A 12,332-nucleotide genomic window follows, 5' to 3' on the forward strand; every position below is an offset into this window, starting at 1 on the left:
GAAAATTAGGAACTATCATGTTAAACACTGCATTTGAACCATGGCCAAGCTTTACGCAAGAAGAAGCTGATGCTGTCTCCCAGGTTTTATTGTCCAATAAAGTGAATTACTGGACTGGACAGGAATGCCGTGAATTTGAAAAAGAATTTGCTCAATTTGCTGGCACACAATATGCAGTAGCATTGGCGAATGGTACCGTGGCTTTGGATGTAGCCTTGAAAGCCTTGAGGATCGGGGCGGGTGATGATGTGATTGTAACTTCACGTACTTTCCTTGCATCTGCTAGCTCTATTGTAACTGCTGGGGCAAATCCGATTTTTGCCGATGTGGAAATGGACTCGCAAAATATCTCACGTCGTACGATTGAAGCAGTTTTAACGCCTAATACCAAAGCGATTATTTGTGTGCATCTCGCTGGCTGGATGTGTGATATGGACCCGATCATGCAATTGGCAAAAGAAAAAGGCCTGTATGTGATTGAGGATTGTGCCCAAGCCCATGGTGCCATGTATAAAGGAAAATCTGCAGGTTCAATCGGTCATATTGGTGCCTGGTCATTCTGTCAGGATAAAATTATGACCACGGGTGGTGAAGGAGGAATGGTCACTACCAATGATGAAACCTTATGGAAAAAAATGTGGTCTTATAAAGATCATGGTAAAAACTTTGACAGTATATATAACAAACAGCATCCACCGGGATTCCGCTGGTTACATGACTCCTTTGGCACGAACTGGCGCATGATGGAAATGCAGGCTGTGATTGGACGGATTCAATTGAAAAAGATGTCTGAATGGACAGCAAAGCGTAATGCAAATATGGAAAAAATTTATGCTGCCTTTACAGATAGCCCATACTTTATAGTTCATCGTCCATCAGATGATTATGTACATGCTGCCTATAAATGCTATATACAAGTCAATACTGATGCTTTACCAGAAGGCTGGTCACGTGACCGAATCATGACTGAAATTAATGCCGAAGGTCTACCATGCTTTAGTGGATCTTGTTCAGAAGTCTACTTGGAGCATGCTTTTGATGACACGCCATGGCGTCCAAAAGAGCGTTTAAAGAACGCTCAAAAACTGGGTGAAACCAGTCTAATGTTCCTCGTGCATCCAACGTTAACAGAAAATAATATTCAAACAACTAAAGATGTTATTCAGCAGGTGATTAGTCGCATATAATTCTCTAGGATTCAATCATGTAAAGTGTATCTTTATAGGTACACTTTAAACATTTATCCAAGTTTTTACCTCAATTCTCTCTAATATTTAATATGAGGTAAAAATTTATAAATAATTATTGAGAAGACACAGCAAGTGAAATCTATCATTCTACCTTTAGTTGAATCTCCACGTGCGGCTAAACAGACCTTTCTCGTTATTTTAGACTTTTGCATATTTCCCGTGCTGATCTGGCTTTGCTATGCCATTCGTCAATTCGATCTGGGTGCAGAAGTTGTTCCCAATATTCCTTTTGGTACAGTTTGGGTCAGTGCCATTGCCGTATTGGCTTTATTTGTTTGTGGTGTTTATCGTTTTATTGTTCGTACTTTTAATGAATTTTTTATTGTCAAATTAGGGCTGGCCACTGTTTTGGCAGTCATCGGTTTGTATTTGCTTGCGTATGCCACACATGCATTCATTCCTACTTCTATTCCTTTAATGTTTGGCTTCATGATGTTTGCCTGGGTCTGGTTTAGTCGGGGAATAATCCGCTTCATTGTTCGTTCTTATTTATATGCAGGTGTATCTAAAAAACGGATTGCGATTTATGGTGCAGGTTATGCAGGACAGCAGGTTGCAGCAACTTTAAATCGTTCTAATGAACATTTACCAGTCATGTTTATTGATGATAATCCTTCATTGAGCGGTCAGAATATTGGGGGAATTCAAGTTTATGCGCCAGAAACTGCATTAAAATCTTTTACCAAACTTCGCATTGATGAAATTCTGATTGCACTTCCTTCAGTGGGACGTATCCGTAAAAGCGAGATCGTAAAATTCTTAGAACCTGCACATTTAAAAATTACTGAAATTCCAGGGCTGACTAAACTGGTCAATGGTGAAATTCGAGTTTCTGATATTCAGGAAGTCGATATCATTGATCTACTGGGACGTGATCCAGTTCCTCCTGTAGCAGAACTACTAGAAAAAAATATTAAAGATAAAGTCGTGATGGTTACAGGGGCAGGAGGCTCCATTGGCTCAGAGCTATGTCGTCAAATTATTAAAAATCAACCGGTAAAACTTATTATCTATGAGCTAACAGAGTTTGCTTTATATAGTATCGATAAAGAATTACGACTTAGTGCCAGCTGTGAAATTATTCCAATTCTCGGTTCGGTAGTGGATGAAAGTAAACTGGAACGAGTCATTGAGCAATATGGCGTTCAAACTGTCTATCACGCCGCAGCTTATAAGCATGTTCCACTAGTAGAATGTAATCCATTGGCTGGCTTAAAAAATAATGCGGTAGGAACTGCCTTTAGTGTCAATGCTGCAGTGAAAAAAGGGGTCGAGACCTTTGTACTAATTTCGACCGACAAAGCAGTACGTCCGACCAATGTCATGGGTGCGACCAAACGTATGGCAGAGCTTTATTGTCAGGCCATGGCGCAAGCACAGAATCAAACCCAAATTAGTATTGTACGTTTCGGAAATGTCTTGGGTTCATCGGGTTCGGTTGTTCCCTTATTTAAGCAGCAGATTGCCAAAGGTGGACCTATCACTGTTACCGATCCTGAAGTGACACGTTTCTTTATGACGATTCCTGAAGCTTCGCAGTTGGTGATTCAGGCAGGTGCTTTAGGCACAGGCGGCGATGTATTCCTGCTCGATATGGGTGAACCGGTAAGAATCCAGGATCTGGCTCGTCAAATGATTTCACTGAGTGGCTTAAAGGTGAAAGACAGTCATAACCCCGATGGTGACATCGAAATTCAATATACTGGGTTGCGTCCAGGTGAAAAACTGTATGAAGAGCTGTTAATTGACCAAGAAAATACAGAGATTACTTCACATAAGCGAATTTTAAGATCGGTAGAAAAGCATTATCCTTTAGCTGAAATTCTGGAAGTATTTAATCGTATGCATGTGCTGACAGCCACTCAGAGTGATGTGGACTGGGCGTTAATGCAGCTTGAACATTATGTCGATGGTTATCAGCGTGGTCAGGAAATTAAAGTAAATTAAATTTGGAAATAATTAGGTTGAATAACATGATTAAAAAAGCAATTCTCCCTGTTGCAGGACTTGGCACACGTTTTTTACCAGCCAGCAAATCCATTCCCAAAGAAATGGTGACGGTGGTTGACCGTCCGGCCATTGAATATGTGGTAAAAGAGGCGATTGCGGCCGGAATTGAGCAAATTATTTTGGTGACGCATTCTTCCAAAGCATCAATTGAAAATTACTTTGATCGTAACTTTGAACTTGAAACTACTCTTGAGCAAAAAAACAAAACCGACTTGCTTAAAGAAGTTACTGAGATTTTGCCTGCAGGCGTGAGTGTGATTAGCGTACGTCAGCCACAGCCTCTGGGTCTGGGCCACGCGGTACTGTGTGCCAAAGCAGTCATTGGCGATGATGACTTTGCGGTGTTATTACCGGATGTACTGGTGAAAGATCAGGACCCGGAAAATGACCTGGCACGTATGATTCAACGTTATGAACAGTCTCGTGCATCACAAATCATGGTTGAGGCAGTTCCTGATCATCTGGTTGATCAATATGGGATTGTGGATGTGCCTGCTTCGCCTGCGGAAGGTGAAAGTACGGTGATGCAAGGGATTGTGGAAAAGCCGGCGATTGGTACTGCACCGTCGAATTTATCTGTGGTAGGCCGTTATATCCTTCCTGCAAAGATTATGCATTTACTGGAGCAGACACCGAAAGGGGCAGGCAATGAAATCCAGTTGACTGATGCTATTGCACTATTGCAGCAAACAGAAGTTGTCGAGGCTTATCGGATGAAAGGTCAAACCTTTGATTGTGGTAGCAAGCTCGGCTATCTTAAGGCTGTATTGCATTATGGTGTAGATCATCCCAAACTCGGTGCTGAGTTTAAAGCATTGATTCAGGAATTGGCCTTATAATAAAAAAAGGGATACTATGAAAGTCGCAGTATTAGGAAAAACCTTATTCTCAGGTGTTATTTCAGCCCTTTTAGCTGAATGTGGCCATCAGGTCGTATGGTGTAATAGCTTTAATACTGATGAGCCTGCCCGGACATATTTCCAAGATGAATCTTTACAGTTATTGCTACAAAAACAGCAGGAATTAGGATTCTTAAACTGTTGTGATTTTCAGCATCTGACTTTTAATCAGGATGTTTTTTTCTTCAGTTTTAATGCTACCGAAGAGCAGCTAGCATTTCAGATGTTAAATACCATTCATCATGCCTGCTTTGCGCACCCTAAACTGATGATTAATGCATCCACCTTTGGTTTACATGGTACAGCGCGATTCCAGCAGCTTTTGCCGAATGATGACTGGGTCTATCTTCCAGATATTATTCAGGAAGGAAATGCTATTCGCAGTTTTGTTCAAGCGACTCAACTGATTGTGGGTTGCGATCAGCCAGATGTACAGCTCAAAGTCAGAGAGTTATTACGTCCCTTATTCCCTCGTGCCCAGCAATATCTGTTTATGTCTATATTAGATGCAGAATTTACCAAGCTAAGTATTTCCGGCATGTTGGCTACCCGGATCAGCTATATGAATGATCTGGCAAGTGTTGCGGAAAAACTGGGGATTGATATTGAACAAGTCCGTCAGGGTATGGCGGCAGATAATCGTATTGGTTCAGCTTATCTATTTCCTGGCGTTGGTTTTGGTGGAGAAAACTTTTCTCATGATATCCGGACACTGACCCACGCAGTAGCGGATTCAGGGGTGAAAAACCAGTTACTGGAACAGGTTTGGGATATCAATGAGCAGCAAAAAGAATTGTTATTCCGTAAGCTATGGAATTATTTCCGTGGAGACCTACAAGGCAAAACAGTCGCCATCTGGGGAGCGGCATTTAAAGAAAATACCCCAAGTATCCAGCAATCTCCAGTACACGCCATGCTGGCAGCATTGTGGGCACAAGGTGCGACAGTGAAATTGCATGATCCGCAGGCTTTGACCAATATTGAACAGATTTATGGTCAACGTACCGATTTAATTTTATGTGAAGACCAGTATCAGGCGGTAGAAGATGCAGATGCATTGTGTTTAATCACGGCCTGGAAACAGTATGGTAGCCCGGATTATGCTTATCTCAGCAAGTTGATGCAGCATCCTTTGATTCTGGATGGACGTAATCTCTATGACCCTGCTTATATCAAGTCACGCGGTTTTAGTTATATTGGGGTGGGACGTTGATGTTAGACCAGCTTAAATCAGACCAGAATAGCAATAATGCTTATAAAAAGCTGAATTCTGTAAAAGAACAATTGAAATCGATCCATTTACGCCAACTCTTTGCAGCAGATTCTGAACGTTTTAATCAGTACTCGGTGCAATTTGAGCAGGTAGTTTTTGACTATAGCAAACATAGAGTCAATCACGATGCTGTGCAGCATCTGATTGAATGGGCAGAGACACAAAATCTAAGATCCTGGATCGGGTCTTTATTTTCCACTCAGACGATTAACTATACTGAACAACGTGCAGCCATGCATTGGGCCTTGCGTTTACCGAAAGAGGACCAGCAGCATGAAGATCTGGCAGCTGAAGTTCATGCTCAGCTAGACCGTATGTATGCTTTGGTCGAGCAGATTCATGCCGGACAACGCCGTGGTGCTACCGGTGAAGTCATTCAGGATGTAGTGAATATCGGGGTAGGGGGATCTGACTTGGGACCGTTAATGGTTAGTCATGCGCTCTCGGATTTCAAATATCAATCTGCCAAACCCCTGAATGTGCATTTCGTTTCTACGATGGATGGTAGTCAGCTATCTGAATTACTGCATCAGTTACGTCCAGAAACAACACTTTTCATTATTTCTTCCAAGTCATTTGGAACGATTGATACCTTATCCAATGCCCAGACAGTGCGTTTATGGCTGGAAAAATCTTTAGGCCAGCATCCTTCTATCGTGAAGCATCATTTTATTGGGGTATCCACTAAACCTGAAAAAATGACAGCCTGGGGAATTGCACCCGAAAATCAGCTGTTGTTATGGGACTGGGTCGGTGGGCGTTATTCTCTCTGGTCGTGTATTGGTTTGCCGATTGCACTCAGTATTGGAGTGGACGGTTTTAAACAGCTGCTTGCTGGTGCTCATGCCGTAGATCAGCATTTCCAGTACAAGCCTCTGGAACAGAATATTCCGGTATTAATGGGCTTACTGGGTGCCTGGAATACGAATTTTCTGGATATTCAGACCCATGCCATCTTGCCTTATGATGGACGCCTGAAATATTTCGCGTCTTATTTACAGCAGCTGGAAATGGAGTCCAATGGTAAATCCATCCAGCGCAACGGTGAAAAAGTACAGTTCGACACTTGTCCGATTATTTGGGGAGAAGTTGGACCAAATGCTCAACATGCCTTTTACCAGCTGTTACACCAAGGTACCCAAGCGGTCAGCTGTGATTTTATCGCCCCAGTGAAGCGTTATAACAGTCAACAATATACCTACGTCGATAATGCTGATGCTTTGATCGAACAGCATCATTTGGCTTTATCTAACTGTCTGGCACAATCACGATTATTGGCATTTGGTAATGATGCCTTGGATCAGACTGAGTTACAGGGCTTACCAGCTTATAAACAATATGAGGGTAACCAGCCAAGCAGCACTATTTTATTACAGGAATTAAATCCTTATAGTCTGGGAATGCTGATTGCGTTATATGAGCATAAAGTTTTTGTGCAGTCGGTACTGTGGAATATTAATCCATTTGACCAATGGGGGGTGGAAAAAGGCAAAGAAATTGCCAACCAGCTGTTGCCTATACTGAATGGTGAGCAAACTGATATTAGCAGTTTAGATGGTTCAACCCAGGGTTTGATTAAAATCCTAAAAGCTTGATTAAGATTGAATTAGGAAAGATATGGCTAAAATTTTAGTAACGGGTGGAGCAGGTTATATTGGTTCACATACCTGCTTGGAACTATTAAATACGGGGCATGACGTCGTAGTATTGGATAATTTATCCAATAGCTCGGTTGAGTCTTTAAATCGTGTCCAGCAGTTGGCTCAAAAAAGCCTGAAATTTGTAGAAGGTGATATACGGGATAGTCAGATCTTAGACCGAATATTCCAGGAAAATACCATTGATGCGGTGATCCATTTTGCTGGCTTAAAAGCAGTTGGTGAGAGCCAGCAAATCCCCCTTAAATATTTTGAAAATAATATTTCCGGTTCAATTAGCCTGGTACAGGCCATGGAGCGTGCTGGAGTCTTCTGTCTGGTCTTCAGTTCTTCAGCCACAGTCTATGGGGAGTTTAACCCTTCACCTTATCAGGAAGATATGCCTCTAGGCATGCCCACCAATAACTATGGCTATACCAAAATGGTGGTTGAACAGTTATTGGAGAAGACAGCTCAAGCCAATCCACAGTGGTCGATTGCCTTATTGCGCTATTTTAACCCGGTAGGTGCACATAAAAGTGGCCAGATCGGAGAAGACCCACAAGGTATCCCGAATAACCTGATGCCATTTGTTACACAGGTAGCGGTAGGGCGACGTAAAAAGTTGTCGATCTTTGGTCATGATTATCCGACTGAAGATGGGACATGTGAGCGGGATTTCATTCATGTTGTCGATCTGGCCAAAGCTCATGTTTTGGCGATTCAGAACCGTTTGCAACAAACGGGTTGTCGTGCCTGGAATATCGGTACAGGAAAGCCTATTTCAGTGCTACAAGTCAAGAATATCTTCGAGCAAGTGAACGGGGTTAATATTCCGTTTGAATTTGTACCACGTAGGGAGGGGGATGTGGCAATCTGCTTTGCAGATAATATGCGCGCAGTACAGGAATTGGGCTGGACACCGCAGTATAGTCTGGAAGATATGCTGGCAGATAGTTGGAACTGGCAGAAGCAGAACTCGAATGGATATAATACATAGTATATAGCTCATTCACATTAATTCTAGAATTTAGTAAATAGTTGAAAAGTGATTAAGAAATTAATTTCTTATATGTAATATTTAAATTATTTTATAACTTGGATAGAAATGAAAATAGCAGTTGCAGGTACTGGTTATGTTGGACTTTCTAATGCCATGATCTTCTCACAACATCATGAAGTAGTCGCATTAGATATTATCGACAGCAAAGTTGAAATGTTGAATAAGAAGGTTTCACCCATTCATGATCCTGACATTTCAACTTTTTTAAGTGAAAAATCGTTAAACTTCCGTGCAACAATTGATAAAAATGAAGCTTATCAGAACGCAGACTTTGTTATTATTGCGACCCCCACAGATTACGATACGAGAACCAATTACTTTAATACCCAGAGTGTTGAAAATGTCATCTGTGATGTAATCAAGATTAATCCTCAAGCGGTTATGATTATTAAATCTACTATTCCGGTAGGCTTCACTAAAACAGTTAAAGAAAAATTTAATACGGAAAATATTATTTTCTCTCCTGAATTCTTACGTGAAGGTAAGGCTCTATATGACAACCTTTACCCATCACGTATTATTGTTGGAGAGAAATCAGAGCGTGCCCAGCAATTCGCAGACATGTTAATTGAAGGCGCAATCAAAAAAAATAGTCCTGTTTTGTTTACTGACTCGACCGAAGCTGAAGCAATCAAGTTATTTGCCAATACTTATCTCGCTATGCGTGTCGCATTTTTCAATGAATTGGACACTTATGCACAAACTTTCAATTTGAATACTCATCAGATTATTGAGGGTGTGTGTTTAGATCATCGTATTGGCAGCCACTACAATAATCCTTCCTTTGGTTACGGTGGTTACTGCCTACCAAAAGACACCAAACAGTTGCTTGCAAATTACAGCCAAGTACCGAGTAATCTGATTCAGGCTATTGTAGATTCTAACCGTACTCGTAAGGACTTTATTGCAGATTCTATTTTGGAAAGAAATCCAGCTGTGGTCGGCATCTATCGTCTAGTGATGAAAAGTGGTTCAGATAATTTCCGAGCTTCTGCTATTCAGGGTGTGATGAAACGTCTTAAGGCTAAAGGTATAGAAGTCGTTATTTATGAACCAACACTCAAAGAAGCAGAGTTCTTTAAATCTAAAGTGATTGCTGATTTAGATGATTTTAAACAGCAAGCAGATGTGATCATCACTAACCGCAGATCTAAAGATTTGAGTGATGTTCAAGAAAAAGTGTATACACGTGATATTTTTGGAGGTGATGAATGAAAATTCTGGTAACAGGTGCAGCAGGTTTTATTGGATTTCATGTCTCCAAAAAGCTTTTGGAACGAGGTGATCATGTTGTCGGTTTTGACAATATGAATGACTACTACGATCCAGCTTTAAAACAGGCACGTGTAGATCTGTTAATTCAAACTGCAGAACATCAGTCAGGGCAGTTTGACTTTATCCATGCTAACCTTGCAGATAAAGCCGCAGTCGATCAATGCTTTCAGGAGCATCAATTTGATCGCGTGATTCATCTGGCAGCACAAGCAGGTGTACGCTATTCGCTTGAAAACCCGATGAGCTATGTTGAAAGCAATATTGTCGGTTTTACCAATATTATTGAAGCTTGCCGCTATGCCAAAACGCCGCATCTGACCTATGCCAGCACCAGCAGTGTCTATGGCGCCAACACCACCATGCCTTTTAGTGAAAAACATGGTGTTGATCATCCGATCCAGTTTTATGCTGCAACCAAACGTGCCAATGAACTAATGGCGCATAGCTACAGCCATTTATTTAAACTACCAACTACAGGCCTGCGCTTTTTTACTGTCTATGGTCCTTGGGGTCGCCCAGATATGGCACTATTCAAGTTCACCAAAAACATTATTGAAGGTAAACCTATTCCGGTTTTTAACCAAGGCAATCATACACGTGACTTTACCTTTGTTGCTGATATTGCCGAAGGTGTAATCCGTTCCAGTGACCAGATTGCTCAACCAAATCTAGATTGGGATAGTAATAACCCTGATCCTTCAACGAGCAATACACCATTCCGAATCTTTAATATCGGCAATAACTCGCCAGTGAAATTAATTGAATATATCCGTGCGATTGAAAAAGCTGTGGGCAAACAAGCTATTCTAGATCTGCTACCACTGCAACCAGGTGATGTACCGGATACCTTTGCGGATAGTTCAGCTCTGGAACAGAGTGTAGGCTATAAACCTTCTGTTTCTGTTGAAGATGGTGTGAAGCAATTTGTGGATTGGTATCGGGATTTTTATCAAGTTTAGCCTATTAAAAGTGAAGATTATTAGGTAACTACATAATATTTATATATTTTATCTGTATGCCTAAAAACTCAGATTAGTACTTGAAGTGTAATACTGATGTTCTGCTGGCGAATATAACATTGGATTTGCTCAAAAAATACTTTACGTATTTGTAAGAGAGAAGCACCGTTCAAATTGGATATTAGATCTGATTTGAAAGGTGCGGATTCATAATCTTATCTCAAATTTGGAACTATCTCTGAATTAACTGGGTCAGCTCATCGACATAGTCCTGCATCGGTCGTGGATTGCAATCACGACGGCTTTCAATATTTAAGCGTAATAAAGGTTCAGTATTAGAAGCACGAACGTTAAAGCGCCACGCCCCAAAGTTCAGGCTGACACCATCTGTCTGATCGATTTCTGGTTGCTGGTCGGCATAATGATCAAAGATTTTTTGGATAGTCGCCTGAGTATCTGCGACTTTAAAGTTGATTTCGCCCGAACAAGGAAATTTGGCAATCATCTCTTCAACTAGGGAAGATAGTGATTTTCCAGTTTCTGATAAAACCGCAATGGCAAGCAACCACGGAATCATGCCACTATCACAATAAGCAAAATCACGGAAATAGTGATGAGCACTCATTTCACCACCATAGGCAGCGTTGTGCTCACGCATGACATCCTTAATAAAAGCATGTCCTGATTTCGACTGAATAGCTGTTCCTTGATATTGTTCGACAACATCAAAAGTATTCCAAACCAGACGTGGATCATGCACGATTTTTTCGCCAGCCTGTTTCAGCAAAAAGGCCTGTGCCAGTAAACCGACAATATAATAGCCTTCAATAAATTGACCTTTTTCGTCAAACAGGAAACAACGGTCAAAATCGCCGTCCCACGCAATGCCCATATCAGCTGAATGTTGAATCACCGCATCACGTGTACTGGCACGATTTTCAATCAGAATCGGGTTAGGAATACCATTCGGGAAATTACCATCCGCCTCATGATGAATCTTAATAAATTCGACTGGAATATTGAGTTCTTTAAATTTGATCTCAATTGCATCAATCACATGACCCGCTGCACCATTGCCTGCATTCACCACTAGCTTCATTGGTCGGATTTTTGCTGGATCAATATAACTCATCAGGTGATCGACAAATTCAGGCAGGATATTATATTTTTTTGTCGTACCCTTATTTGTAACTTCAGCGAATTCTTTATTTTCAGCCAGTGCCTGAATGTCTTTAAGGCCGGTATCTGCGCTAATCGGACGGGCATTTTCACGGACCAGTTTCATTCCGTTATAATCCATCGGGTTATGACTGGCAGTAATTTCAATGCCGCCCTGAACATCCAGATGAAATGCACCAAAGTAAACTTCTTCAGTGCCGGTCATGCCCAGATCGAGGACGTCGACACCTGCATCATTTAAACCACGAATGGTCGCCTGTTTTAAGTCTTCACTAGTCAGGCGTACATCACAGCCAACTACAACGGTTTTTGGTTGATAAATCTGTCCATAGGCACGACCAATGCGGTAGGCGATATCTTCATTTAATTCGGTACCTAACTTGCCGCGAATATCATAAGCTTTGAAACAAGAAAGTTTTTTCATAATTTATTATTTAAGAGTACAATTGAAAAATATATTCTAACCCAAATAAAGATTTTTACCATTCAGCTGGTTACATAATATTAAAATAATGTTTCATTTGAAAAATAAAGTATTGTATTAGAAAAATTATAAGGACGAAAAATATGTCTAATAATAAATTATATTCAATTAATATATTGAGATTTATTGCTGCAAGTTTTGTCTTGCTCAGTCATATAGAAAATAAAGTTCATCAGGGCTTTGTTGCACAAACCTATCTGTAAAGGCTTTTTCAGCGATATAATTTTCAAATGAAGAAGCCTACACACAAAATCTACCGCACAACCAATTGGCCCGCATATAACCGAGCACTCATGAGTCGCG

9 protein-coding genes are annotated in these 12,332 nt (G+C 41.0%); 8 read left to right on the plus strand and 1 reads right to left on the minus strand.

What is annotated here, in order from left to right; all coding sequences use genetic code 11:
- Positions 1-17 precede the first annotated feature (17 nt).
- The 8 genes from FTU03_RS13645 to FTU03_RS13680 all read left to right on the plus strand — a co-directional run bounded on the left by FTU03_RS13645 (position 18) and on the right by FTU03_RS13680 (position 10,366).
- A complete protein-coding gene (locus tag FTU03_RS13645) occupies positions 18-1,187 on the plus strand; it encodes a DegT/DnrJ/EryC1/StrS aminotransferase family protein (RefSeq protein ID WP_179993273.1) in 1,170 nt (389 codons plus the stop codon).
- 135 nt (positions 1,188-1,322) lie between these two features.
- Positions 1,323-3,197 (plus strand): nucleoside-diphosphate sugar epimerase/dehydratase, encoded by a 1,875-nt coding sequence (locus tag FTU03_RS13650; RefSeq protein ID WP_179993272.1) that lies wholly within the window; start codon positions 1,323-1,325, stop codon positions 3,195-3,197.
- 26 nt (positions 3,198-3,223) lie between these two features.
- Entirely contained in the window at positions 3,224-4,099 is an 876-nt protein-coding gene (gene galU / locus FTU03_RS13655) for a UTP--glucose-1-phosphate uridylyltransferase GalU (RefSeq protein WP_179993271.1), read from the plus strand.
- Between the two features lie 16 nt (positions 4,100-4,115).
- A complete protein-coding gene (locus FTU03_RS13660; protein WP_179993270.1) occupies positions 4,116-5,372 on the plus strand; it encodes a nucleotide sugar dehydrogenase in 1,257 nt (418 codons plus the stop codon).
- Complete coding sequence (gene pgi, locus FTU03_RS13665; protein WP_179993269.1) at positions 5,372-7,027, plus strand: glucose-6-phosphate isomerase; 1,656 nt, start codon at positions 5,372-5,374, stop codon at positions 7,025-7,027. The genes FTU03_RS13660 and pgi overlap by 1 nt, the downstream gene beginning before the upstream one ends.
- A 22-nt stretch (positions 7,028-7,049) precedes the next feature.
- Positions 7,050-8,069 carry a UDP-glucose 4-epimerase GalE gene (galE, locus tag FTU03_RS13670; protein ID WP_179993268.1) on the plus strand — a complete coding sequence of 340 codons (1,020 nt, stop codon included), beginning with the start codon at positions 7,050-7,052 and terminating at the stop codon, positions 8,067-8,069.
- A gap of 108 nt (positions 8,070-8,177) precedes the next feature.
- Positions 8,178-9,347, plus strand: a complete 1,170-nt coding sequence (locus FTU03_RS13675) for a nucleotide sugar dehydrogenase (protein WP_179993267.1) — start codon at positions 8,178-8,180, stop codon at positions 9,345-9,347.
- Positions 9,344-10,366, plus strand: coding sequence for an NAD-dependent epimerase (locus tag FTU03_RS13680; RefSeq protein ID WP_179993266.1), 1,023 nt, complete (start codon positions 9,344-9,346; stop codon positions 10,364-10,366). Before FTU03_RS13675 ends, FTU03_RS13680 begins: the two co-directional genes overlap by 4 nt.
- A gap of 232 nt (positions 10,367-10,598) precedes the next feature.
- On the opposite strand, the gene FTU03_RS13685 is transcribed toward FTU03_RS13680, so the two are convergent.
- Positions 10,599-11,969 carry a phosphomannomutase CpsG gene (locus FTU03_RS13685; protein WP_179993265.1) on the minus strand — a complete coding sequence of 457 codons (1,371 nt, stop codon included), beginning with the start codon at positions 11,967-11,969 and terminating at the stop codon, positions 10,599-10,601.
- Positions 11,970-12,332 lie beyond the last annotated feature (363 nt).

The organism is Acinetobacter sp. YH12046 (assembly GCF_013419905.1).
Classification (GTDB): domain Bacteria; phylum Pseudomonadota; class Gammaproteobacteria; order Pseudomonadales; family Moraxellaceae; genus Acinetobacter.